The sequence below is a fragment of the Acinetobacter sp. FDAARGOS_494 genome (assembly GCF_003812225.1).
GTDB lineage: Bacteria > Pseudomonadota > Gammaproteobacteria > Pseudomonadales > Moraxellaceae > Acinetobacter > Acinetobacter baumannii.
On the sequence record NZ_CP033866.1, the window covers coordinates 691,676 to 717,126 of the forward strand.

At 39.4% G+C, this 25,451-nt stretch carries 29 protein-coding genes and 1 tRNA gene; 11 read left to right on the forward strand and 19 right to left on the reverse strand.

The genetic code is table 11. The annotated features are described in order from the left end of the window. Positions 1 to 5 precede the first annotated feature (5 nt). Together EG365_RS03490 and EG365_RS03495 are read right to left on the reverse strand one after the other, a co-directional pair. Complete coding sequence (locus tag EG365_RS03490) at positions 6 to 434, reverse strand: hypothetical protein (RefSeq protein WP_000855171.1); 429 nt, start codon at positions 432 to 434, stop codon at positions 6 to 8. A 41-nt stretch (positions 435 to 475) separates the two neighbouring features. Next, complete coding sequence (locus EG365_RS03495; RefSeq protein WP_085916973.1) at positions 476 to 610, reverse strand: hypothetical protein; 135 nt, start codon at positions 608 to 610, stop codon at positions 476 to 478. Positions 611 to 668: 58 nt separating this feature from the next. Here EG365_RS03495 and EG365_RS03500 point away from each other — a divergent pair. Further along, a tRNA-Asn gene (locus EG365_RS03500) sits at positions 669 to 744 on the forward strand. 183 nt (positions 745 to 927) lie between these two features. On the opposite strand, the gene EG365_RS03505 is transcribed toward EG365_RS03500, so the two are convergent. From EG365_RS03505 to EG365_RS03560, 12 genes are all read right to left on the reverse strand, one after another. Then, positions 928 to 1,686 carry an SDR family oxidoreductase gene (locus EG365_RS03505; RefSeq protein WP_000880601.1) on the reverse strand — a complete coding sequence of 253 codons (759 nt, stop codon included), beginning with the start codon at positions 1,684 to 1,686 and terminating at the stop codon, positions 928 to 930. A gap of 293 nt (positions 1,687 to 1,979) precedes the next feature. Then, on the reverse strand, positions 1,980 to 2,624 hold the full coding sequence (locus EG365_RS03510) for a tRNA-(ms[2]io[6]A)-hydroxylase (protein ID WP_000095056.1): 645 nt from the start codon (positions 2,622 to 2,624) through the stop codon (positions 1,980 to 1,982). A 6-nt stretch (positions 2,625 to 2,630) separates the two neighbouring features. After that, a complete protein-coding gene (pdxJ, locus tag EG365_RS03515) occupies positions 2,631 to 3,356 on the reverse strand; it encodes a pyridoxine 5'-phosphate synthase (RefSeq protein WP_000729410.1) in 726 nt (241 codons plus the stop codon). A gap of 13 nt (positions 3,357 to 3,369) precedes the next feature. After that, positions 3,370 to 4,083, reverse strand: coding sequence for a DNA repair protein RecO (gene recO, locus EG365_RS03520; protein ID WP_000985105.1), 714 nt, complete (start codon positions 4,081 to 4,083; stop codon positions 3,370 to 3,372). 9 nt (positions 4,084 to 4,092) lie between these two features. Continuing rightward, a complete protein-coding gene (locus EG365_RS03525) occupies positions 4,093 to 4,293 on the reverse strand; it encodes an NF038104 family lipoprotein (RefSeq protein WP_000644486.1) in 201 nt (66 codons plus the stop codon). 18 nt (positions 4,294 to 4,311) lie between these two features. Then, positions 4,312 to 5,334 carry a GTPase Era gene (gene era / locus EG365_RS03530; protein WP_001989841.1) on the reverse strand — a complete coding sequence of 341 codons (1,023 nt, stop codon included), beginning with the start codon at positions 5,332 to 5,334 and terminating at the stop codon, positions 4,312 to 4,314. An 11-nt stretch (positions 5,335 to 5,345) separates the two neighbouring features. Next, entirely contained in the window at positions 5,346 to 6,038 is a 693-nt protein-coding gene (gene rnc / locus EG365_RS03535) for a ribonuclease III (protein ID WP_000160699.1), read from the reverse strand. Further along, positions 6,010 to 6,384: a DUF4845 domain-containing protein gene (locus tag EG365_RS03540; protein ID WP_001224039.1), complete on the reverse strand. Its 375-nt coding sequence runs from the start codon at positions 6,382 to 6,384 to the stop codon at positions 6,010 to 6,012. The genes rnc and EG365_RS03540 overlap by 29 nt, the downstream gene beginning before the upstream one ends. Positions 6,385 to 6,407: 23 nt before the next feature. Continuing rightward, positions 6,408 to 7,235, reverse strand: a complete 828-nt coding sequence (gene lepB, locus EG365_RS03545; RefSeq protein ID WP_000344900.1) for a signal peptidase I — start codon at positions 7,233 to 7,235, stop codon at positions 6,408 to 6,410. A 70-nt stretch (positions 7,236 to 7,305) separates the two neighbouring features. Then, complete coding sequence (gene lepA, locus EG365_RS03550) at positions 7,306 to 9,123, reverse strand: translation elongation factor 4 (RefSeq protein ID WP_000035781.1); 1,818 nt, start codon at positions 9,121 to 9,123, stop codon at positions 7,306 to 7,308. Between the two features lie 174 nt (positions 9,124 to 9,297). Then, positions 9,298 to 9,750, reverse strand: a complete 453-nt coding sequence (locus EG365_RS03555) for an acyl-CoA thioesterase (protein ID WP_000094834.1) — start codon at positions 9,748 to 9,750, stop codon at positions 9,298 to 9,300. Positions 9,751 to 9,870: 120 nt separating this feature from the next. Beyond that, complete coding sequence (locus tag EG365_RS03560; RefSeq protein WP_000842416.1) at positions 9,871 to 11,247, reverse strand: Do family serine endopeptidase; 1,377 nt, start codon at positions 11,245 to 11,247, stop codon at positions 9,871 to 9,873. A 230-nt stretch (positions 11,248 to 11,477) separates the two neighbouring features. Between EG365_RS03560 and nadB the strand changes: the two genes are divergently transcribed. Further along, complete coding sequence (gene nadB, locus EG365_RS03565) at positions 11,478 to 13,121, forward strand: L-aspartate oxidase (protein WP_000367539.1); 1,644 nt, start codon at positions 11,478 to 11,480, stop codon at positions 13,119 to 13,121. A gap of 54 nt (positions 13,122 to 13,175) precedes the next feature. On the opposite strand, the gene EG365_RS03570 is transcribed toward nadB, so the two are convergent. From EG365_RS03570 to pabC, 4 genes are all read right to left on the reverse strand, one after another. Continuing rightward, entirely contained in the window at positions 13,176 to 13,592 is a 417-nt protein-coding gene (locus tag EG365_RS03570) for a PaaI family thioesterase (RefSeq protein ID WP_000842540.1), read from the reverse strand. Between the two features lie 137 nt (positions 13,593 to 13,729). Next, positions 13,730 to 14,329, reverse strand: coding sequence for a dTMP kinase (tmk, locus tag EG365_RS03575; protein ID WP_000470763.1), 600 nt, complete (start codon positions 14,327 to 14,329; stop codon positions 13,730 to 13,732). 9 nt (positions 14,330 to 14,338) lie between these two features. After that, positions 14,339 to 15,409, reverse strand: a complete 1,071-nt coding sequence (gene mltG / locus EG365_RS03580) for an endolytic transglycosylase MltG (RefSeq protein WP_001125860.1) — start codon at positions 15,407 to 15,409, stop codon at positions 14,339 to 14,341. 1 nt (position 15,410) lies between these two features. Further along, positions 15,411 to 16,223, reverse strand: a complete 813-nt coding sequence (pabC, locus tag EG365_RS03585; RefSeq protein WP_000263425.1) for an aminodeoxychorismate lyase — start codon at positions 16,221 to 16,223, stop codon at positions 15,411 to 15,413. 263 nt (positions 16,224 to 16,486) lie between these two features. Between pabC and EG365_RS03590 the strand changes: the two genes are divergently transcribed. From EG365_RS03590 to EG365_RS03615, 6 genes are all read left to right on the forward strand, one after another. Continuing rightward, positions 16,487 to 17,494, forward strand: coding sequence for a sulfate ABC transporter substrate-binding protein (locus EG365_RS03590; protein WP_001212600.1), 1,008 nt, complete (start codon positions 16,487 to 16,489; stop codon positions 17,492 to 17,494). A 30-nt stretch (positions 17,495 to 17,524) separates the two neighbouring features. Beyond that, positions 17,525 to 18,133 carry an RBBP9/YdeN family alpha/beta hydrolase gene (locus EG365_RS03595; RefSeq protein ID WP_000149914.1) on the forward strand — a complete coding sequence of 203 codons (609 nt, stop codon included), beginning with the start codon at positions 17,525 to 17,527 and terminating at the stop codon, positions 18,131 to 18,133. Positions 18,134 to 18,213: 80 nt separating this feature from the next. Then, positions 18,214 to 19,047 (forward strand): sulfate ABC transporter permease subunit CysT, encoded by an 834-nt coding sequence (gene cysT / locus EG365_RS03600; RefSeq protein ID WP_000083115.1) that lies wholly within the window; start codon positions 18,214 to 18,216, stop codon positions 19,045 to 19,047. Next, positions 19,044 to 19,928, forward strand: coding sequence for a sulfate ABC transporter permease subunit CysW (cysW, locus tag EG365_RS03605; RefSeq protein WP_001048807.1), 885 nt, complete (start codon positions 19,044 to 19,046; stop codon positions 19,926 to 19,928). Before cysT ends, cysW begins: the two co-directional genes overlap by 4 nt. Before the next feature lie 11 nt (positions 19,929 to 19,939). Continuing rightward, positions 19,940 to 21,001, forward strand: coding sequence for a sulfate/molybdate ABC transporter ATP-binding protein (locus EG365_RS03610; RefSeq protein WP_000027499.1), 1,062 nt, complete (start codon positions 19,940 to 19,942; stop codon positions 20,999 to 21,001). A 71-nt stretch (positions 21,002 to 21,072) separates the two neighbouring features. Then, positions 21,073 to 21,996 carry a CysB family HTH-type transcriptional regulator gene (locus EG365_RS03615; protein WP_001011052.1) on the forward strand — a complete coding sequence of 308 codons (924 nt, stop codon included), beginning with the start codon at positions 21,073 to 21,075 and terminating at the stop codon, positions 21,994 to 21,996. Positions 21,997 to 22,086: 90 nt separating this feature from the next. On the opposite strand, the gene carO is transcribed toward EG365_RS03615, so the two are convergent. Continuing rightward, entirely contained in the window at positions 22,087 to 22,830 is a 744-nt protein-coding gene (carO, locus tag EG365_RS03620) for an ornithine uptake porin CarO type 2 (protein ID WP_000866523.1), read from the reverse strand. Positions 22,831 to 23,124: 294 nt separating this feature from the next. Here carO and dapD point away from each other — a divergent pair, with 294 nt between their 5' ends. The 3 genes from dapD (at position 23,125) to queC (ending at position 25,447) form a co-directional block, all read left to right on the forward strand. Beyond that, on the forward strand, positions 23,125 to 23,946 hold the full coding sequence (gene dapD, locus EG365_RS03625; protein WP_000080867.1) for a 2,3,4,5-tetrahydropyridine-2,6-dicarboxylate N-succinyltransferase: 822 nt from the start codon (positions 23,125 to 23,127) through the stop codon (positions 23,944 to 23,946). Positions 23,947 to 24,024: 78 nt separating this feature from the next. After that, positions 24,025 to 24,735, forward strand: a complete 711-nt coding sequence (gene queE / locus EG365_RS03630; RefSeq protein ID WP_000157724.1) for a 7-carboxy-7-deazaguanine synthase QueE — start codon at positions 24,025 to 24,027, stop codon at positions 24,733 to 24,735. Positions 24,736 to 24,775: 40 nt separating this feature from the next. Then, positions 24,776 to 25,447: a 7-cyano-7-deazaguanine synthase QueC gene (gene queC / locus EG365_RS03635; protein ID WP_001247780.1), complete on the forward strand. Its 672-nt coding sequence runs from the start codon at positions 24,776 to 24,778 to the stop codon at positions 25,445 to 25,447. The last annotated feature ends 4 nt before the right edge of the window (positions 25,448 to 25,451 follow it).

Here is a 25,451-nt window from a genome sequence, read left to right on the forward strand (position 1 = left end):
CAGCTTTAAACGGCTGCCTTTTTCATTAAGTAAGGAATATCTGGGCGGTCACAAGTTTTCGCAACCACATAAGGCGCCCAAATATTCTTAAGTTGAAGCTCTATCACTTTATGATGCTGAGTAGACCAGGCTAAAACTTTATTTTTACCTAGGAATAATTCTCCTTCGAGCTGGAAAATATAGAGAGGTTTAGATTGATCTACTACCTTGGAACACTTTAAAACTTTCAACGAAGTATGCACATCCCATTTTGAACTAAACCAGAGTTGTAGTAAGTCACCTAAGTACAAATCTTGTTTTTTAAATGGAAAAGCATCGATCCATGCATCTTCTACAGGTGTGTAATAAGATTCTGGTTGATTTAAAATATTGAGATAATTGCGTTGATAAAAATCAAAATTAGAAAAAATAGAAGCAACAGTAAGTGTTTTCATACTTATCTCCGATTTAGCCATTTTAGTGCTGGCAAGTTGGTTTAAATCCACACTGTTTGGATTACTCCAAACGCTTGTTCTTTTCTGAATCTAGCAATTGAATTTTCAAAGTGCAAGTAATTTATGGTCTCACCTTTCAACTGATCAAATAAAAAGCATACAACACAAAAATGAATGAAACATGACGATTTTTACTTGACCCTTGTCAAAATCTCCTTATAATCGCATGCAGATTCTCCCATAGCTCAGTCGGTAGAGCGACGGACTGTTAATCCGCAGGTCCCTGGTTCGAGCCCAGGTGGGAGAGCCAAATACTAAAAAGCCCGCAGCATTAAAGCGGGCTTTTTTATTGCTCTCTATTACAGTATACCTATAAAAAAAATCCCCTGCTGCCTGTAGAGGATTTGCTTTTCATAATTCGAATATTTACCAGATCGAATCATCAGTTCTAAACTTAGGTGATCTTCTACGCTTAGATCTTTTTAAAATTACATTATTCCACTTCTACAACTTTTAAAGGGTTAAAAGTCTGAGTCGTTGGCATCATTTCTATACGGTTAATATTAATATGCGGTGGTTGTGATGCGATCCATGCTACTGTATTTGCAATATCTTCCGGCAAAATTGGATTTTTCTTATCGTATAGACTATTAGCTTTCTCCTGATCCCCCTTAAAACGTACAAGAGAAAATTCGGTACCACCACACAACCCTGGCTCAATATTCGTTACTCGCACGCCAGTACCAGCCAAATCTGCACGTAGATTTAAACTAAACTGCTCTACAAAAGCTTTTGTTGCCCCATACACATTACCACCTGGATATGGGTATGTACCTGCAATTGAACCCATATTAATGATTAAGCCTGATTTCTTCTTTACCATACTTGGTAAAATTAATCGGGTAACCGTAACAAGGCCTTTAACATTGGTATCAATCATGGTGTACCAATCATCTAAATCCGCTTTATCTGCTGGCTCTAGACCCAATGCCAAGCCTGCATTATTCACTAGTAAGTCAATTTGATCGATTTGAAATTCATTTGGTAATTCTTTAAATAACTTATTTATATTTTCTGCCGTATCAGTCATATCAAATACGAGTGGGTAGAAATTTTCGCCAAGCTGTTTTTGTAGTTCTTCTAATTTTTCTGCGCGTCTTCCACATCCAATAACTTTATAGCCTGACTCAATCAGTTTCTTTGAAATACTATAACCAAAACCTGCTGATGCGCCTGTAACTAATGCTAACATTCTTATATCCTTAGAAATAATCAACTGCTTCAGTTGAACTCATGATAAACATATCAGCCTTTATATTTACACAATATTTATTATTAGCCTAAAAAAATAAAAGTTTTTTTAAAAATTTTAAGAGAAATTTAAATCTGTAAAAAATATATTTATTAAATAATGATATGCATTAAAAAACTAAAAAATGGTCCTTACTTAACCTTAAATATCGACTCAAACTATTTAGAAGTTAGAGCTACTTAATAAAAAAGTTTACCGTGAAAGGTAAACTTTTTAACTTGAGGTATCCAAGCTTATGCAGGGATACCACTATGAAAACGGAAAGTATCATCTGGAGTCAAAATCAGATTCTTTTCAACTTCACGGATATGTTCAATACGCTGTTGAATATCTTCTTCAGGATCTTTCATTTTGGCAGTTTTTGCGACGTCAAGCGCTAGTGCTAAATAGTCTTCAAAATGACGAGATTCTGACTTAAGCAAGTAACGGTAATAACGTCCTAACTCATCATCAACACGCGGAGCAAGCGCATAAAAACGTTCACATGAACGTGCTTCTACAAAAGCCCCAATCACGAGTACATCAATTAGAGCTTCTGGTTCATATGTGCGGATTTCTTTTCGTAAGCCACCTGCATAGCGTCCAGCACTTAAACCTTTCCACTCTTGCCCACGTTTCGTCATAAATTCTAGAACTTGTTCATAGTGAAGCATTTCTTCACGTACAAGCTGGGCAAGCTTAACTTGTAAGTCCGTGAAAAAACTATAGCGGAACATTAAGTTCATGGCCGTACCCGCTGCCTTTTTCTCACAGTTAGCATGATCTTGCATCAAGATGTCTAAATTATTAACGGCCTCATCCAACCATTCTTTTGGGGTTTGGCACCCTAAAAATGCTAATACAGGCTGCATTAATTCATCGTAATTGATACTCGACATTACTACTTATCCTGCTGCCTGAATCGCTGTTTTCATGTCTTTCACCGCCTGTGCTAGTCCAACAAAAACACTTTCCGCAATAATTGAGTGACCAATATTTAACTCATGAATTTGTGGAATTGCCGCAATTGGAGCAATATTTTTCAGATTCAAACCGTGACCAGCATTTACAACCAAACCTTTTGAAGCTGCGTATTCCACACCTTTGACAATGCGAGCAAGTTCTTCTTGTTGTTCTTGATCTGTTGTGGCATCTGCATAAGCCCCGGTATGTAATTCAATAGTTGGTGCTCCACAAGCAATTGCTGCATCAATTTGAGCAAAATCAGCATCAATAAAGAGTGAAACATCACAACCAATGGCAGCTAAGGCTTGAGTTGCAGCTTTAACTTTTTCAAAGTTACCTACTACATCTAAACCGCCTTCTGTTGTAACTTCTTGGCGTCGTTCTGGTACAAAACACACATGTTGCGGTTGAATTTCTTTCGCAAACTCAACCATTTCATCAGTTACGGCCATTTCAAGATTCATACGTGTTTTCAATAATGGACGCATACGACGTACGTCATCATCTTGAATATGTCTGCGATCTTCACGCAAATGCAAAGTAATCCCCTCTGCACCCGCTTGTTCACAAATAAGAGCAGCTTCTACAGGGTCTGGGTAAGCAGTACCGCGCGCCTGTCTTAAAGTAGCAACATGGTCTATGTTTACACCAAGCAATGCAGCCATAAAAAAATCCTAATTACGATTGAGTTTGAGTATTTTGAATCCACAATTGTCGACTTTTTAGGGGACGGTCACCTAAAAGCGATGTAATCATTTGACGGTATAGTTTACCTAATAATTGCAATTGTTCGTGAGAAAAATCCTGTCCCTGCTCATAATTCAGCATGGATAAAATTGCTTTTCCTGACAACGATGAGCGACTTGCCTGAACAACGGGGGCAAATCCTTCATTCACTTGAAACTGATAAAACTGTTGAGACAAAATTTCTTTTTGTGAGCTATCAATTGAAAAATCAATCGCATAGCCTAGCTCTGCAAGCAAGATATGCTCAAATTGCCTCAAGATCTGTCTAAGAAATAAATCCGGATTTTCATGAGAAGATAGCTGCTGGAGTTGAAGCAGCGTTAACTGGTATTGTTCAAAAGTTTGTGGCATTGCCTCTTCTAGTGGGCAAAGTCTAAGAACAATTTCGTTTAAATAGAACCCTGCAAAAAAAGCATCGCCAAAAAAGAAAACCGGCTGATTTAGTATTTCCAGCTTTGTAAAATTTTTGAGTTCACTTTTGCCTGTGGCTTGCAAACGGATTGGCTGATATTGAGGAGGCGGAGTCTGTCTTAAAATACCATCAACCCGCCCATATTCTTGAGTGAAGAGATGCACAATATGGCTTTTTTCACGATATTTACGATGGTGAATCATATATCCATGTAGGACTTCATTGCGCATCATAAAAAGAAACTATTCCTCAGATTCTTTTTCTTTTTTATCGTCGTCATCACCATCAGGAATTACAGCCCCTACAACAGCAGCTGTACCCTTCACTACACCTTTAGTCGTTTTATAAGCAATACCTACTGGTACGGTTACAAGCTTATATACACAACCTTGCAACATCAATGTACATCCAACGATAATCAATATTGATGTAATTGCTTTCATACCAGTATTCCCTACTTTTTAGATATCACTATATCCTAAACTTTTTAAAGCACGTTCATCATCAGACCAACCACCTTTGACCTTAACCCATAAGGTAAGCATGATCTTTTGTTCGAACATTTTTTCCATGTCTTTACGTGCATCCATGCCAATTGTTTTAAGCTTGGCACCTTTTTCACCAATTACAATCGCTTTTTGACCAGGACGATCCACAAAAATAGTTGCATCAATATAGGTACATGCTGGTTTTAAACGACCAGTTTTTTCATTAACAGTTGCCTCTTCCGTTTTGAAAGATTCAATTTGTACTGTTAAATCATAAGGTAGCTCTTCACCCAACTGACGCATGATTTTTTCACGGATGATTTCACTTGCCAAGAAGCGCTCTGAACGGTCCGTAATTTGATCGATTGAATATAAAGGTGGCTGATAAGGAAGATATTTTTCAATCGTTTCACTTAAGTGCTCTAAGTTTGCTCCACGGAGTGCAGAAACAGGAACAATCTCCGCAAAATTCATAAGTTTGGCACGTTCTTGAATTAAAGGGAGAATCTCTCTCTTATCTCCAAAAGTATCAGCTTTATTAATCACCAAAATAACTGGCATATCAGCATTCTTGAGTTTCTCAAGAACTAAATCGTCATTTTGAGTCCACTTCTGGGCATCAATAACAAATAAGACTAAATTCACGTCACGTAACGCAGAATGCGCAGCACGGTTCATCATTTTATTGATTGCACGTACTTCTTTCTTATGCATACCTGGGGTATCGACATAAACCGCTTGCATTTTTTCACGCGAATCAATACCGATAATTTTATGGCGTGTTGTTTGAGGTTTACGTGAAGTAATAGAGAGTTTTTGGCCCAATAAATGGTTCATGAGGGTAGATTTACCCACATTTGGACGTCCTACAATCGCCACAAATCCGCTCTTAAAATCCGAAGGAATTGTAACGCCTTTGGAACTAAAAAATTGATCAATCAGATTGTTTGGATCTTGGTTTTCGTTTGAATCTGGATTGATTTGATCAGAATGCATCGACATGCAGGTTATTGCTCCAATAACTTTAAAATTTCCGCCGCTGCTGCCTGCTCGGCAAAACGACGACTTGACCCCTCACCATGAATTTTTGATAAACCATCTACCAAACATTCGACTTTAAAGTGCTGATGAGGCGCATCACCCTGAATATCTACAACCTCGTAAACAGGGAGAGGTTTTTTACGTGCTTGTAGATACTCTTGTAAACGTGATTTTGGATCCTTGAGTTGATCTGTTGGCTCAATATGATCTAAATAAGGCGTATACCATTTTAACACAATATCTTTGAGTAGGTTCAGATCACTACTATCAAGATAAATTGCACCAATAATGGCTTCCACTGTGTCAGCCAATATTGACTCACGATGATGACCACCAGATTTCAACTCACCTGTGCTTAATATTAAACACCGACTAAGTTGCAAATCGGTTGCAATTTTACCTAATGCTTCCTGACGTACTAAAGTCGCGCGCATACGCGTTAGTCGCCCCTCATTTTCATGAGGGTACGCATGGTATAAATAATTGGCGATAATCATCCCCAACAGTGAATCGCCCAAAAATTCCAGACGTTCGTAGTTATACTTATGACTCACCGAACGATGAGTCAAAGCCAACTGTAGCAATTCAGGCTGCTTAAATTGATAACCGATTCGACTGAGTAAGCGAGGATCACTTAGCTTGAACTGATGTTTTGTCAAAACTCTTCTCAAATGTTAAAACTAAATCAATATTCAGTAAGAAAGGCTTTCTTACCTCATATTTCTTTTTGACTGTTAGACTTGGCTGGTTAAACACTTCAGCAATCTCTTTAAAATGCAGATCACGAATGTTGTTCATTTCCAGTCGTTGGTCCATCTGTGTCATAAACTTTTGGGGTGTGATATCAGCCGAGCTTTGTTGCATAAGCTCTGTAATCTGATTATTAATCACACGATCATCCCAATATGCTGGCCAAACTGCAAGTACGGCTTTCACCGCAATTGCAAATATGACCACCCCAAATAAAATTGCTAAATACGAAGTACCCTGTTGTGCCTTACGCATTTTTGTTTTCCTAATGGTTGTTTTTAATCTATTTTCCCATTTCGGTTAAAGCTTGGCAGGTGGAAACCAGGTTCTTTATGCATCCAGACATAGAAAGCTCGGCCTGTTAAATTTTCTTCAGGTACAAAGCCCCAGAAACGACTGTCAGCACTTTGATCACGGTTATCCCCCATTGCAAAGTAATGTCCTTTCGGAACTGTTACTTCCCAATATAAACCGTCTTGGTTTGCATATTTACCATTATCAACATAGTTGATAAATGGTGCCTGACGCGCAACATTTACGCCTTCAAGCTCACGCATCGTAAAAGTATGATCACCAATTGTTTCTTTATGATAAATAGAAGTTGGTGTATCTAAAGCATCTTTTTCGCGACTAAACTGTGTTGGTACTTTAGGAATTTTTTGACCATTAATAATCAATTGTCCATGATCATAAACAATATGGTCACCAGGTAAGCCAATTACACGTTTAATATAACTAATAGTAGGTTGTGGCGGATAACGGAATACAATGACGTCACCACGTTTCGGTTCACCGATATCAATCACTTTTTTATTGACGATAGGTAAACGGACACCATAGTCAAATTTATTAACTAAAATAAAATCGCCAGTCTCTAAGGTCGGAACCATAGAGTCTGATGGAATATTAAATGGTTCATAAAGAAATGAGCGAAGTACAAGCACAACAGCTAAAACCGGCCAAAAGTCATAGGCCCATGTAATAACAAAATTTTCGTTCTCTCGCCCTTTATTTGCACGCTGTTTAAAAACAAGCTTATCTAGCAACCACACTGCAAATAAAATCAGCGTAACAGGAACAAGAATTAAATTAAAATCAAAATCCACAGGACCTCACTCGCAGCTTAGCTGCTTGCCTTGCGGCTGGGAGAATATAAGTTCATCCCAGCCTTTTCTCTTATCTTTCTACTTTCAAAACAGCTAAGAACGCTTCTTGTGGGATTTCTACACTACCCACTTGTTTCATACGTTTCTTACCTTCTTTTTGTTTCGCAAGTAGTTTCTTCTTACGAGACACGTCACCGCCATAACATTTTGCTAAAACGTTTTTACGCATCGCCTTCACGGTCGAACGAGCAATAATTTGTGCACCAATAGCAGCCTGAATTGCGACATCGAACATTTGACGTGGAATCAAATCTTTCATTTTCTCAACTAAAGCAATACCACGATGACGAGCATCATTACGGTGACAAATCATTGCAAGCGCATCGACCTTCTCACCATTAATTAACACGTCAACCTTAACTAAAGATGAACTCTCAAAACGAATAAAGTTATAGTCAAGTGAAGCAAAACCACGTGAACATGATTTAAGCTTATCAAAGAAGTCCATAACCACTTCAGCCATAGGAATTTCAAAAGTAATTGAAACTTGATTACCTAAGAATTTCATGTCTTTTTGTACACCACGGCGCTCAATACATAGGGTCATGACGTTACCTAAGTACTCTTGCGGTACAAGAATATGACACTCTGCAATTGGCTCACGCAAATCTTCAACAACAGAACCATCCGGCATTTTAGATGGACTATCGATATAGATCGTATCGCCTTTTTTAGTGACAGCTTCATACACTACCGTTGGCGCTGAGCTGATCAAATCAAGGTCATACTCGCGCTCTAAACGCTCTTGTACGATTTCCATGTGCAACATGCCCAAGAAACCACAACGGAAACCAAAACCAAGCGCATCTGAACTTTCAGGTTCAAAGAATAAAGCCGAGTCATTGATCTGTAGTTTTTGTAAGGCTTCGCGGAATGGTTCAAAATCGCTTGCATCAATTGGGAAAAGGCCTGCGTAAACCTGAGGTTTAACCTTTTTAAAACCAGGAAGTGAAGCTACTTCAGGGGTTGTTGAAAGCGTGATGGTATCACCTACCGGCGCACCAAAAATATCTTTAATACCCGCGATAACAAAGCCTACTTCACCAGCTTCAAGCACGCCAGTTTCAGTATGTTTAGGGTTGAATACACCTACCGATGTAACAATATGAGTCTGACCGGTAGATTTAACCAACATTTTGTCGCCCTTGCGGATACGACCATCTTTAATACGAACTAAAGAGACAACACCTAAATAGTTATCAAACCATGAGTCAATGATTAATGCTTGTAAAGGAGCCTCACGGTCACCTGTTGGAGCAGGAATAACATCAACTAATGTTTCTAAAACACCTTCAACGCCTAAGCCTGTTTTTGCAGAACATGTAGGTGCATTGGTTGCTTCAATACCGATAATTTCTTCAATTTCATGAATAACGCGCTCAGGCTCTGCTTGCGGCAAATCAATTTTATTTAAAATTGGAAGAACTTCGAGACCTTGCTCAATAGCGGTATAACAGTTTGCAACTGATTGTGCTTCTACCCCTTGTGCAGCATCCACAACCAATAACGCACCTTCACAAGCAGCTAATGAACGAGATACTTCATAAGAGAAATCAACGTGTCCCGGAGTATCAATAAAGTTAAGCTGATATTCCTGCCCGTTTGGATGAGTATAGTACAACGTCACCGAAGCAGCTTTAATGGTAATCCCACGTTCACGCTCGAGCTCCATTGAGTCCAAGACCTGAGCTTGCATCTCACGATCTTGCAGGCCACCACACATCTGAATAAAACGGTCAGCCAAAGTAGACTTACCATGATCAATATGAGCGATAATCGAGAAATTTCGGATATTTTTGATATCAACGGATTTTTTAGCTTGCGCCATGGGCTACCTTGAGAAAATATAAAGTGCTATGTAGCTTGTTTTAATACATAGCCAAAGCGGTTTAACAAATTGCGAGAGATTATAGCAGATGGATATTTTAAAGTATCCAAAATTCATGAGCTTTGTACTTATGTTTTAAAAAATGATAATTCAAAGTACAAGTAATGCTTCTGATTATCGGGCATATGAAACAGTAAAATCTAAAGGATTTATACTTGAATCAAGAGGTTTATAAGCCTGTGTAAAAGTCGGCGACATACGTTTAGGTCGACCTGAAGCAATTTCAATACATGCCCATTTGGTATTTCCAACGAACAAAATTGCCTGATCAGAAGGACGGAAAAAAGCATACTGACGAAATGAATATAGAGCATTAATATCATCTAGCCATGTCCGCAGCACAATTTCTTCCCCTTCAAACGCAGCTTTACGGTATTGCACATGGTGTTCAACCGCAACCATTGCATGTTTTAGCTCTAGATATTTGGTTACTCCTACCCCTAATGTTTCCACATGAGCAGCAGCGACGTCTTGCATCCACTGGACATACATTACATTGTTAACATGCCCTAAAGCATCAATATGCTGTGGCTGAACCTGAATATGTAAATCGAAAATACTGCTCACAAAACACCCACTTTAATCATTAAATTCAAAGCTAAAATTTAATTAGCTAGATCGAACATTATGCCGAATACAAATAATAAAAAACCACCCATTTTCAGGGTGGTTCATTTTTATAATATTTTACTGAATACGTAAACCAAGCATTGCTCGTTGTCCTTGACGAATAATCCCAACTCGCGCAACTGTATTTTTCGGCAAATTCGAAACAACTTTTGCAAAATCCTGACTGTTCAAAATCTGAGTATTATTAACCTGAATAATCACATCGCCAGGAATGATATTTGACAATGATGCTAATCCACCACGGCGGACATCTTGTACATAAATACCACCTTTTATACCTAAAGCATTTTTCTCTGGCACAGCGAGATCACGAATACTCATTCCCAATACTGGACCTTTAGAAGCAGAGGCTTGATTACCGGTAGCTGGTGTTTCATCAGGTGCAGTTGCTAGTGTTGCCGAGATATTTCGGGTTTTATCATCACGTAAAACTTCAAACTGAACAGTTTGGTTTGGTTGTACTTTATTTAATGCATAAAGCAAATCACTAGTACGCAGTACAGAAGCACCATTTAATTTTAGAATAACATCGCCAGCTCTAAGCCCTGCTTTTTGAGCAGGTGAATTTGGAGAAACCTGAGTAATCAGAGCACCTTCCGGTTTAGGTAATTTATAGGCATCTGCAAGGTTACGGTCAATATCTTGCATCATGACACCCAAGTATGAACGAGTCACTTTCCCTTTCGTTTTAAGCTGTTCAGCTACATCCATCGCAACATCAATTGGAATAGAGAAAGATAAGCCCATATAGCCACCCGTACCACTAAAGATACGTGAGTTCACCCCGACAACTTCACCATTCTGGTTAAACAATGGACCGCCTGAGTTACCAGGGTTCAACGCCACATCGGTTTGAATAAATGGTACAGAGGTTTCACCGCTCATGTTACGTGATTTAGCGCTAACAATACCTGCCGAAGCTGAATAATCAAAACCAAATGGTGAACCAATTGCTAAAACCGGCTCTCCTACACGTAAACGGTCAACATTTCCTACTCGTAAAGCAGGATAGTTAGTTCCGTTTACCTTTAATAATGCAACGTCTGTCCGCTCATCACTACCGACCACCGTTGCATCAATTTCACGACGGTCATTTAAAGTAATACTGATGCGGGAAGCATTTTCAATTACATGGTGGTTCGTAAGTAAATAACCATCTTTACTAATAAAGAACGCACTACCATATGCGGTTTTCTCTTGAGGACCTTGTTGCTGTGGAATGATGACCTGATTACCAAAGAAACGTTTTAAAATTTCAGGAACTTGCTGTTGTAACAGTTCATCCTGAGTCATTTTTTTTACAACGTTTACACTCACCACAGCCGGACTAACTTGTTCAACGAGGTTTGAAAAATCAACAGCAGCATTTGCTTGAACAGCAGCAACTGTAAATACCGCTGCATACATTCCTTGTTGTAAATAGCGAGATTTCATTCGGTGCTCACCCACAATTGGTCTACGAGAATAAGAATAAAACTTTTGTATCACAATGCCTTGGAATTGTGCGTAACAATATGTTTATTTGTAAGGCATCCTCATCACGTTTATTTTACACATTGCAATTTTTAAAGCTAATTGCAATTTTTCTGTGACTTAGAGCGCTTAAGCTCTTGCCTTTTTAGGTAAAAAGGGGTGTCATTAGCGGACGTTTTAAATTGATGCGAATGGACATGCCTAATCAACAGACAATTCACCACTTTGATGTGATTATTGTGGGCAGTGGCGGTGCTGGTTTAAGTCTGGCTTTATCGTTACCAAGTCATTTTAATATTGCAGTTTTAGCTAAAGCTGCTTTAACTGAAGCAAGTACCTTCTATGCACAAGGTGGTGTTGCTGCAGTACTTGATGAAACTGACTCTATTCAACAACACATTAATGACACTATGATTGCAGGTGCTCATTTATGTGAAATGGATGCAGTCCAGCATACTGTAGAAGGCGGCCGTCCTTCTGTTGATTTCCTTTTAAAGCAAGGTGTGCAGTTTACCTTAGATGAAGATGAACAGCTTCATTTGACTCGTGAAGGTGGCCATTCGCAGCGCCGTATTATTCATTCTGCTGATGCAACTGGCAAAGCTATTTCAACCACTTTGGTTGAACGCGCCAAAGAACGTAAAAACATCACTATTTTTGAAAACTATATTGCGATTGATTTAATCACGTCGCATAAGTTAGGTCATACAGAGCAGGCAAATCGTGCTATTGGTTTGTATGCACTAGATGAAAGTACTGAAAAAGTTCATACCTTCCTTGCCCCATTTACCGCACTTGCTTGCGGCGGCGCAATGAAAGCTTACCTTTATACATCTAATCCGGATATTGCTACTGGTGACGGTATTGCGATGGCATACCGTGCAGGTTGCCGTGTTGCCAATATGGAATTTAACCAGTTCCATCCAACCTGCCTTTACCACCCACAAGCACGTTCTTTCTTAATTACTGAAGCCATGCGTGGTGAAGGTGCTTACTTACGTTTACCAGATGGCGAACGTTTTATGCTACGTTTTGACGATCGTGCAGAGTTGGCTCCTCGCGATATCGTGGCACGTACCATTGACCATGAAATCAAGCGTCTCGGTATTCGCCATGTGTGGTTAGACATTACACACAAATCACCTGAGTTTATTAAAGAGCACTTCCCTACACTTTATGCACGATTGCTTGAGTTAGGTATCGACATCACTAAAGACATGATTCCGGTGGTGCCAGCTGCACACTATACTTGTGGTGGTGTTGTGGTTGACTCAAATAGCCAGACTGATATTGAAGGTCTATATGCAATTGGTGAAACCTCTTATACGGGTTTGCATGGTGCAAACCGTATGGCGAGCAACTCATTACTTGAATGCTTCGTTTATGGCATGAGTGCAGCAAAAGATATCGAAAGTAAGTTTGATATAAACTTCAAATTACCGGAAGTACCCACTTGGGACGATTCTCAAGTAACCAATCCAGATGAAGATGTCGTGATTTTACAAAACTGGGATGAGTTACGTTCGACCATGTGGAACTACGTTGGTATTGTAAGAACCACAAAACGTTTAGAACGTGCGTTACACCGTATTGAAATGCTAAAGCGCGAAATTACTGAATATTATCAAGATTATCGTGTCAGCAAGAACCTGATTGAACTGCGTAATCTTGTACTTGTTTCCGAAATGATTGTTCGTTGTGCTATGCACCGTAAAGAATCACGTGGCTTACATTACACACTTGATTATCCGGAAACTTCGAGTGAGATTCGTAAAACGGTTCTGACGCCTCCAAACTTTGCAGTAGAGCAACCTTTGGTGAATACGAGTGTATAAATAGTTTTTTATAAAAAAGCACGGTTCATGCCGTGCTTTTTTATTACTTAAGATTTATGGTCTAGGAGGAATTGAGTAAGTCGCGGTCACATGTGCCACGGGTTCCTCTTGCCCTACTGAATAAATCCAGACCTCACCTACGACTAAGCTCTTTCCTACTTTCATGAGCTTACATTCACTGCGTAAGTCTTGATCACCTGCGGGTTTTCTCAGGAAATTAATATTAAAATTGGTGGTTACAGCTAAACCAATAATTCCAATTTCACCGAGTATTGCAATATATAAAGCAAAGTCTGCCAAAGTCATCATAGTCGGGCCAGATATAGTACCGCCCGGACGTTGATGTCTTTGGTCAACATGATAATAAACAACGGCAGCTTTAGAAGTGACTGATTCAATCGTGCAATGTTCCAAACTTTGTGGGAATTCCTTTTCAAGAAATGCCACAATTTCTTCTTTTGAGCTTTTCATCCTTGTTATTCTTCAATTTTAAACAGTAATTAAAATAGCATAAGATACTGCCCAATATTTTCTATGACGTTTAAAACCAGATTTCTTGTCATTTTTCACCACTCCCAAAAAAATATGAGAGTGGGTAATCCCATGGCTTATGCTAAATATTGTAGAGCTTGCTCGAACACCTGATCAGGGCTTTGTGTAGCATCTAAACGTTTAATACGCTCAGGCTCAGCTTTCCATAAAGTTTCATATCCTTCACGAACCTTAGTAAAGAAGCTTAACTTTTCCTGTTCAAAACGGTCTAAAGCTCCGCGTTCACGTGCACGGTTCATACCAAGTTCAATTGGTGCATCTAACCAGAAAGTCACTTCTGGCATGCGTGAAACGAAGTTCTGGTTTAAAAGCTGTAATTTGTCTTGGCTTAAACCACGACCGGAACATTGATAAGCAAAACTCGCATCGGTAAAACGATCACTTAATACAATTTTATTAGACTCTAATGCTGGCAAAATAACTTGTTGTAAGTGTTGAGCTCGTGCCGCATAAATTAAGAGCAACTCAGTATCATGACTCATATTTTCATCATGATTCACTGCCAAAAGCATCGAACGGATTTGTTCTGCGAGTGGTGTTCCACCCGGCTCTCGAGTTAAAACAACTTGTTTACCTTGTTCTTCAAAATGCTGATGAATTTTTCGAATGAGTGTAGTTTTTCCTACCCCTTCCGTGCCTTCAAAGCTAATAAACATCTCTTTTCCTTATTTCTTCGATCTCAACACGGATAAATACTCTTGCACTGCTTGGTTATGTGCTTGCAAGTCTGCCGTAAATTTATGTCCACCATTACCAGTCGCTACAAAATAGATGTTATTTGAATCATCTGGATGTAACGCAGCCTCAATGGCTTTTTGGCTTGGCAGCGCAATTGGAGTTGGCGGTAACCCATTAATTGTATAGGTATTATATGGTGTTGGTGTACGTAAGTCTTCGCGGGTAATATTACCCTTATAGTTTGCACCCATACCATAAATTACGGTTGGATCAGTCTGTAAACGCATACCGAGTTTTAAACGGCGCACGAAAACCCCTGAAACTTGTGTAAGTTCGCTATCGAGGCTCGTTTCTTTTTCAACAATAGAAGCCATGATTAAAGCTTCATACTTATCTTTATAAGGTAAATTCGGTGCCCGCTTTGCCCAAGCCGCATCTAAGGCTTTCATTTGACGATGGTATAAATCAGTCAGGATTTTCTTATCGGTCTCACCTTTAGCAAAGAAATAAGTGTTGGGTGCAAACAGACCTTCAGGATGATGATAAGGAATACCTAAAGCCTTCATAAGCTGGTCATCTGGTAAATCCAATATCGTATTTTTTACATTTTTATCGTTTTTTAGTGCTGTAATCAGCTGCTTAAAAGTTGTTCCTTCAATCACTAGAACACGGTTCATCTGGGCATTATCAGCATCAGATAACATCTCTAATACTTGTCTTACGCTCATTCCCTGCTCTATCTCATATACACCAGCTTTCATACTGTCATGAATCATAAACTTTTGATAAAGCTTAAGTACAATTGGGAAATGGATTTTATTTTCTTTGGCTAAGCGATCAATAAAACCAGAATAGGTCTCACCTGATGTGATCGATAGCATCTGCTTTTTCCCTTCAATAGGATAAGCTTTAAATAAACTTGACCATAAAATAGCAAAAATAGAAATTAAAACGATAAAACAGCCAATCAGCACTAACTTTTTTGGAAAATTAGATGCTGTTTTCTTGCCCTTTTTTTTAGCATTTTTTGCTTTCGCATTCACAGGTGGCTTCGGCATATTAATGAATCTGATTCAAGTTAAGAGTATGAAATAAATTTAGGCACGCCTGTGACTCTAGAATTTGTTCACTGATTTGAGTAACTACTCGCATTGGATGTAAAGCATTACAAAAGAATAGACTCTGTATTTGTGGTACTTCATCTAGCTCAATTATTCTGACTTCACAGGCAATTCCGTAGTGCTGCATACGCGCCAAAATTTCTGCACGCATCACACCGTGGACGCCATTATAGCGAAGTTCCGGAGTAATCCATCTATCATTTAAACGAATAAAACAATTACTGCTTACCCCTTCAACAATATAACCTTGTACATCAGTTACTAAAGCTTCAACCCAGCCTTGTTGATCTGCTTCTTTTTTTAGCAATACCTGCTCAAGACGGTTTAAGGATTTAAGCCCAACTAAACTCGGCATGGTTAAACCTAAAGCCTGATTTAAAACTCCACACTCAATAAAATCTGGTTGGAACTGCTCCAATGCTTTTGGATAAAACCAGATATAAATATCTGCCGCATGCTTTGGCAAACTATAGCCACGATCACCTTCACCACGGCTAATCACAATTTTTAAAGTCCCGTTGAGCACGAGATTCTGATTTTGTAGATGCTGCAAACTTTGTTCGATTAACTCAAAATCTGCAACCAAAGATAATTTTTGGCAAGCAAGTTTTAGACGTTCCCAGTGCCGTGCTTTAAGCTCAATCTTATTTTGAAAAACACGAATTGTGGTAAAGCAGCCATCCCCATAATGAAATGCCCGGTCCAATAAAGGAATGGTCTCTACAGGTTGTCCATTTTTAAAACACCACATGCTTAATCCGTCCTTTATTTAAAACCACCCAACAATACAACACCTTTCATTTAATTAATAAATGACTGATTTTAAAAAATTATACCGATTTAAGAGAAACTTTTGAAACTTGTTATATATCAAGATTTAAGAATAACTTATCCATTTTTATTATTTCTATATTTTTCATATTAAATTCGTTTTTTATTATTTTTTTAGAATAAAGACTAGCGCTATTCTGCGTTCATGTTTTGAACATTTCGTATTTTTTGAGGGGTTATCTCATGCGTTTTTCTCAGTTAAAAGTCGGGGTTATTGCTGCATTACTTTCTGTTTCATCGTTTGCAGCTCAAGAATTCTTAAACGTTTCTTACGATCCAACTCGCGAGTTATATACAGATTTCAACAAACAGTTCGGTACTTACTGGAAACAGCGTACCGGTCAAGATATTGAGTTTAAACAGTCACACGGTGGTTCTGGTAAACAGGCCCGCGCTGTAATCGACGGCTTAAATGCAGATGTTGTGACATTAGCACTTGCTGCTGATATTGATGAAATTGCTGAAAAAGCAAAATTGCTTCCAACAGACTGGCAGAAAAAGTTACCGCAAAACTCTACTCCGTACACATCAACTATCGTGTTTTTAGTTCGTAAGGGTAACCCTAAACAAATTAAAGATTGGGGTGACTTAATCAAGCCAGGCGTGGAAATTATTACGCCAAACCCGAAAACTTCTGGTGGTGCACGTTGGAACTATCTTGCAGCTTGGGCTTGGGCAAAACATCAAGCAGGTGGTAACGATGCAAAAGCACAAGAATTTGTTCGCCAAATTTATAAACACACCAAAGTTTTAGATTCAGGCGCCCGTGGTGCAACCACTACATTTGCTGAACGCGGAATTGGTGACGTATTACTGGCTTGGGAAAATGAAGCACATTTAGCTATCCGTGAACAACCAGGCAAGTTTGAGATTGTGACGCCATCTTTATCTATTTTGGCTGAGCCGCCAGTTGCAATTGTTGAAAAAAATGCAGCGAAAAAAGGCAACTTAACTATTGCAAAAGGTTACCTCAACTATTTGTACTCACCTGCTGGTCAAGAAATTGCAGCACGTAATTTCTACCGTCCTCGTAATGCAGCTGTACTCAAAAAATACAGCAATGTATTTAAGCCATTGAAACTTGTCACCATTGATAAAGAGTTTGGCGGTTGGACAAAAGTACAAAAGCAACACTTTGATAATGGTGGTGTTTTCGATCAAATCGTGAAAATCAATAGTGCAGAGAAGTAATTCTTTGTTCTAACGATAAGGAGAACAGACATGACACACACTGTAATTGTTCCGGGTGTAGGTGGAAGTGAACATCAACATTGGCAATCTTGGTTGCAGCGTCAACTCATGTCTAGTTCTCGCGTTGAGCAAAAGAACTGGGATAGACCCGTATTAAGCGAATGGATTGAGCAATTCGTTAACACAGTTCAAGCAGTACAAACACCAGTCCAAATTGTTGCGCATAGTTTCGGCTGCCTAACTAGTGTTGCTGCCTTAGCAGAGCATCCAGAGTTACAACTTCAAGTTAAAAAACTGATTTTGGTTGCTCCTGCAAATCCGGCACGTTTTGGCGAAGCGGGATTTGCCCGTCATAGTTTGACTGACTACAAAGATTATTTTCATCAGCTAAAAATTAATGTGCCTGCAACGCTACTCATTAGTGAAAATGATCCATGGTTAGACTTTTTTGATGCTTTACAGCTTGCGAAATCTTGGCAATTAACCCCGATTAACCTTGGACAAGTCGGTCATATTAATGTTGCTTCAGGCTTTGGTCCGTTTCCTGATTTACTGAATCATCTACTTCCTGAAGACTCGATGTGTAGCCACTCATCTATTGATCCGGTAAAGACACATTTCTCTTTGAAATTTGCTTAATACCTAGCTTTATACCGCGCCGTTTATCTTTATTTATTCGCTTACTGGTTTCAGCAGGCTTTTCTCTTTGAGGAAATATCATGTCGCAGCGATCCCGAGTGCTGCCTGGGTTTGGTCTATCATTGGGCTTCACCCTCGCTTACGTTTCTTTTATTGTGCTTATTCCATTAGCCGCAGTCTTTATCAAATCATTTGGAATCGGATGGGACGGACTATGGGAAATTTTAACCTCTGAGCGTATTTTAAAATCGCTTCAACTCAGCTTTAGTTCAGCCTTAATTGCGGCGTTTATTAATGTTGTTTTCGGACTACTTTTAGCTTGGTGCCTTGTCCGTTATAACTTTCCCGGAAAGCGTCTGGTTGATGCCTTAGTGGACTTACCTTTTGCACTTCCAACAGCAGTTGCAGGTATTGCGTTGACCTCACTCTATGCCCCTACAGGCTGGATCGGTCAATATTTAGAACCCCTTGGTATTCAGGTTGCATATACCCCCATCGGGATTACGCTAGCTTTAGTGTTTATCGGCATTCCTTTTATTGTTCGAACCGTTCAACCAGTATTAAGCGATATTGAAACTGAACTTGAAGAGGCGGCTTCCGCACTCGGTGCAAATCGTTGGCAGACCATTACCAAAATTATTTTACCAATATTACTCCCTGCCCTATTTACAGGCTTTGCTTTAGCGTTTGCTCGCGGTGTAGGTGAATATGGTTCTGTAATTTTCATTGCAGGTAACCAGCCGTTTAAAACTGAAATTGCTCCGCTTATGATCATTTCTCGCCTCGAAGAATATGACTATGCAGGTGCAACGACTATTGCAGCAGTGATGTTGGTTCTCTCTTTCATTATTTTATTTGTCATTAACTTACTTCAAGCATGGGCAAACCGTCGTACAGGGAGAAATGTCACATGAACCTACATACCGACAGCAATGCACTTGCCTTGAAATTGCAATCTCGTGACGCGACACGTGAACCAACTTGGGTACGTTATACGCTCATTACAATTGCACTGATTTTTTTCCTTAGCTGCCTCATGTTGCCACTTATTCTGGTTTTTGTTGAAGCATTTAAACAAGGCCTTGAAGTCTATGTTCAAGCTTTAATTGATCCAGATACGTTATCAGCAGTGAAATTAACACTATTGACCGCAGCAATTGCCGTTCCGATTAATGTGATATTTGGTGTTGCCGCTGCATGGGCTGTTTCCAAATTTCAGTTTAAAGGTAAAGCAATTTTAACCACCATTATTGATATGCCTTTTTCGGTCTCACCTGTTATTGCAGGTTTAATGATTGTACTGATTTTCGGTGCTCAAGGCTGGTTAGGCGGCTGGCTCATGGAACATGACATCAAGATTCTATATGCCGTACCTGCCATTGTTTTAGCGACCATCTTTATTACAGTTCCATTTGTGGCGCGTGAGTTAATTCCACTTATGGAAGCGCAAGGAACTGAAGAAGAGGAAGCAGCGATTGTACTCGGTGCATCAGGTTGGCAAACCTTTTGGAAAGTCACACTCCCTAACATTAAATGGGGTCTGATTTACGGCGTGATTTTGTGTAATGCCCGTGCAATGGGTGAGTTTGGAGCAGTATCAGTAGTTTCCGGCCACATCCGTGGTGAGACCAATACCCTACCTCTTCATGTCGAAATTTTATATAACGAGTACACCTTTAGTGCAGCTTTTGCGGTGTCCTCACTACTTGCTTTCTTGGCACTATTAACACTGATTTTAAAAACCTGGTTAGAACTACATCAAGACAAACCAGAACCGCATTCAACTGATTCGTAAGGAATGAAATCATGAGTATTCAAGTTAAAAATATTGAAAAACACTTTGGTGCATTCCATGCGCTTAAAAATATTTCACTCGATTTCCCAGAGGGTGAACTGGTTGCCTTACTCGGCCCATCTGGCTGCGGTAAAACGACGCTACTTCGTATTATTGCGGGTTTAGAATCAGCAGATGGTGGTCAAGTCTTACTAGAAGGCGAAGATGCAACCAATGTACATGTCCGTGAACGTCAGGTCGGTTTTGTTTTTCAGCACTATGCTTTATTCCGTCATATGACCGTATTTGACAATATTGCTTTTGGTTTACGTGTCCGTCCTCGTGCCACACGCCCATCGGAAGCCGAAATTAAAAAACGTGTGACTCGTCTGCTTGATTTGGTTCAATTGGGCTTTTTAGCAGACCGTTACCCAGCCCAGCTTTCTGGTGGTCAACGCCAACGTATTGCCTTAGCTCGTGCACTTGCCGTAGAACCTCGTGTGTTATTGCTTGATGAACCATTTGGTGCACTAGATGCTAAGGTTCGTAAAGAATTACGCCGCTGGTTACGTAACTTGCATGATGAGCTGCATATCACTTCAATTTTCGTAACCCATGACCAAGAAGAGGCACTTGAAGTAGCCGATCAAATTATTGTGATGAATAAAGGTAACGTCGAACAAATTGGTTCTCCGCGCGAAGTTTACGAAAAACCTGCAACACCATTTGTATTTGATTTCTTGGGTCAAGCAAATCGTTTTGAAGGTGAACATGCAAGCGGTATTATCCGTATTGGCAATGATCGTATCGAATTACCGACCACAGTTCAGGCACCGCAAGGAAAAGTAATTGCTTTTGCCCGTCCGGATGAGTTACATATTCATGCGCAACCACAGGCAAATACAATTGAAGCAACTTTTGTACGTGAAGTCTGGATTGCTGGAAAAGTAGTGGCGGAATTACAAGATCGTAATGGACGTTTAATTGAGATTGCTCTGAGCAGTGAAGCTGCAAAACAACATGCATTTAAACCAAATCAAACTGTTTGGGTAAGTGCATCTCAACTTCACCTATTTGCAGATCAAGTTGCTTAAGGAATTATTTGGTGAGGAGCCATCTCGCGGTATTTAAAGCCGTTCCTCACCTCTTTTGAGGAAAAGTGTAAATGAACTTTCAACAATTAAGAATTATCCGAGAAACAGTACGCCAAAACTTTAATTTAACGGAAGCATCTGCCGCGTTATACACCTCTCAATCAGGTGTAAGTAAACATATTAAAGATTTAGAAGATGAATTAGGCGTACAACTTTTCGTCCGTAAAGGTAAACGTCTGCTGGGTTTAACTGAACCCGGTCAATCACTCCTTAGCATTGTAGAACGCATGCTTGTAGATGCTGAAAATATTAAACGTCTTGCCGATGACTTTAATAAAGTGGACGAAGGTACTTTAACGATTGCAACAACACATACTCAAGCACGTTATGTATTACCACCAATCGTCAATCAATTTAAGAAACTATTTCCAAAAGTTCATTTGATTTTGCAACAAGCAAGCCCTGTCGAAATTGCAGAAATGCTTTTACAAGGTGAAGCTGATATTGGTATCGCGACAGAGTCTTTAACAACTGAAGAAAATTTAGCAAGCATTCCGTACTATCAATGGCAGCACAGCATTATTACTCCTCAAGATCACCCACTTACACAGCTCGATAAAATTGATCTTGATGCTTTATCTGAATACCCACTGATTACTTATCACGGCGGTTTTACAGGTCGTTCAAAGATTGATAAAGCATTTGAAGATGCACAAATTGATGCCGATATTGTAATGTCTGCGCTTGATGCCGATGTTATCAAGACTTACGTTGAACTCGGCATGGGCGTCGGAATTGTCAATGATGTCGCTTACGATGCAGAGCGTGACTATCGTTTAAAACAAATTAAAACTGATATCTTTGGTGTCAACACCACATGGATTGCTGTTCGCAAAGGCCATTTATTACGTGGTTATGGTTATGAGTTTATTTCTTTATGCTCACCTGATGCTGACATTAAAGCATTGAAAAAAATTGCCTATCCAGATGAGTAAAGTTTAAGAACAAAATAAAAGAGCTACTTAGGTAGCTCTTTTATTTTTAGATATAAAAAAACGAGCCGAAGCTCGTTTTTTTACTATTTATTACCAGTAGAAGTTTACACCAACTTTACCAACTGGCAACCATTTGTATTTATCATCGTTAGCAATTTTACGTTCTTGATCATCTAAGGTTTGCCCTAGAGTACGCCCATCACTACCAATCAATGCATCATTATTTGAAGCTAAACTTACTTTAGGATTACCACTATAATAAGCACCTACCTCACCAAATACACCCCAATTTTTACTGAATTTTGGAGCAAAACCAAAACCAATATATGGAGCAATATCATTATCATATTTTAAATTACCGGCAATGCTCACTCCGTTAGCACCACCATTAAAACGGTTTCCATCAATTTCAACGGAAGCGTTTGTACCTACATTTTTTGTTAAATCATATTGGTTATCAACATAAGCTGCACCTGCAGCTACATATAAACCTTGAGCCCATGGATTCGTGCTAGCACCCCAAGGGCGAATTTCAGCATTCAGATATGCTAATTTATTGTCCATATCCATATCATACTTGGTACCATTGATTGATAAATCATCAGACCAAGAAATGTCACCGCCGTTATAACCCAATGCTAAACCTACATATGGGTTTGCTTGCCATAACAAAGCACCACCGTAACCTGTAGTACCTACTTCAGCACGAGCGCCTACTGGAATTAATTGGTTTTTATCGAATGCATAGCTGTCATGAACAACAGCTTCATCCGCCATTGCAGCACCAGCAGCAAGTAAAGCTGTAGTTGTCACTAAAACACGTAATACTTTCATCGTTTTCTCCTTAAGAAAAGGCTCTGTTTTTAATTTATTCAGCTTGTGACAAAAATTATATTCAAGAGCATAGATTCTTTTTTATACAAAAACTGCTAGATTTCTGTTATTTTTTGATACAAATTGAGTTAAATTTTTATTTTCAAATCATTTTTGTGTAAAAAACACTTGATTATCTAATAAGCTTATTTTGATTTAACTCATTTATACCTCAATTAAACGTAACACGTTTTTTCAAAGATTCTTGTCACAAATTAGTGTAAAATCTTTAAAATTTTTTATGGAAGGAAGATCATGTCTCAGCTTTCTACGATCATTGAGCAAGCATTTGAAGACCGCGCAAATTTCACTGCAGCAGATTGCCCAAGCGAAATTCGCCAAGCTGTTGAAGAAGCAATTGCTGGTTTAGATAACGGTACACTTCGAGTTGCAGAAAAAATCAATGGTGAATGGGTTGTTCATCAATGGTTAAAAAAAGCTGTTTTATTATCATTTAAACTTAATGACAATAAACCAATCGAGTCATGTGATCTTCGTTTCTACGACAAAGTTGAAACTAAATTCTCTGGTTGGACTGAAGAGCAATTTAAAGCTGCGGGTGTTCGTGTTGTTCCTCCTGCTGTTGCTCGTCGTGGTAGTTTCCAAGCTAAAAATGTGGTGTTAATGCCATCTTATGTCAACATTGGTGCTTACGTAGATGAAGGTACAATGGTTGATACATGGGCAACTGTAGGTTCATGTGCTCAAATCGGTAAAAACGTTCACTTATCAGGTGGTGTTGGTATCGGTGGTGTTTTAGAACCATTACAAGCTAACCCAACCATTATTGAAGACAACTGTTTTATCGGCGCACGTTCTGAAATCGTTGAAGGTGTTATTGTCGAAGAAGGCTCTGTTATTTCTATGGGTGTTTATATCGGTCAATCTACACGTATTTATGATCGTGAGACTGGTGAAATCCATTATGGCCGTGTTCCTGCTGGCTCAGTTGTTGTACCAGGTAACTTACCGTCAGCTGATGGTAAATACAGCTTATACGCTGCAATTATCGTGAAAAAAGTTGATGCACAAACACGTGCAAAAACAAGTTTGAACGATTTGTTACGCGCTGACTAATTTCAGTTTGATCAAACATCTCTACGATCAACACTGATCGTAGAGATTTTATTTTTTATATAGTGTGGTATTTCTAGAATGGCTTCCTTACGTTCCTCTGCAATTCCTGTCTCTGACCCTGCGTCCGGTCTACGCATTACCGAGATTTTTTACTCCTTGCAGGGTGAAGCAAATGCCTCTGGCCTACCGACTGTATTTATTCGTCTCACAGGTTGCCCTTTACGTTGTAGTTATTGCGACACCACCTATTCTTTTGAAGGTGGCGAACGCCTATCACTTGAGCACATTATTGAAACGGCTGAAAAATATCAAACGCCTTATATTTGTGTAACAGGCGGTGAACCACTTGCACAACCCAATTGCTTAATTTTATTACAACGTTTGTGTGACGCCGGTTTTGACGTTTCCCTAGAAACCAGTGGTGCTCTTGATGTATCAAGAGTGGATCCGCGTGTTTCAAAAGTCCTCGACTTAAAGACCCCAACTTCTGGTGAAGAACACCGTAATCTCATCAGTAATCTTGACCATTTAACACCGCGTGACCAAATCAAATTTGTGATTTGTAATCGTGAAGACTATGAATGGTCAAAACAACAAGTTGAACAATATCAACTGCAAACCAAAGTCAGTACTGTCTGGTTCTCCCCTGCTTTTGCAGTTGAAAAAGGTGCTGTTGGCCTGCCACGTTTAGCACGTGATCTGGCACAGTGGATACTGGACGACAAACTGCCTGTACGTTTCCAGCTTCAGTTACATAAACTGCTCTGGAACGATGAATCAGGTCGATAATCGTTCAATAAAATAAATCATTCCGAATATGGAGAAAAATATGCGCCCTCGTGCCATTGTTTTACTTTCAGGCGGCTTAGACTCAACCACTTGCCTAGCTTGGGCACAAGCGCGCTATGAATGTATTGCTATTAGTTTTATGTATGGTCAACGCTCAACCACTGAACTTGATGCTGCAAAAGCATTAGCTCAGCGTGCAGGTGTTGAACATCGTGTAATTAATATCGATTTAGCCAATTTAGGCGGGTCTGCACTTACAGATCATAACATTGCTGTACCAGAACAATTACAAGAAGGTATTCCTGTAACTTATGTACCAGCACGTAACACAATTTTCCTCTCTTATGCCTTAGCAGCAGCAGAAGTTTTCAATGCTGAAGCGATTGTTATCGGCATCAATGCTGTTGATTATTCAGGATATCCTGACTGTCGCCCAGAATTTATTGATGCTTTTGCCAATATGGCTCGTTTAGCAACTAAAGCTGGCGTAGAAGGAAAACCTCTTAAATTTGAAACACCCCTGTTACATTTATCCAAAGCGAATATTATACGTTTAGGGATTGAACATGGCGTAGACTATAGTCAAACGGTATCTTGCTACCAAGCAGATGCTCAAGGACGTGCGTGTGGTAAATGTGACAGTTGCCGTTTGCGTAAAGAAGGCTTTATCGATGCTGGTGTTACCGATCCAACACGCTATATACCGCAATAAGTAG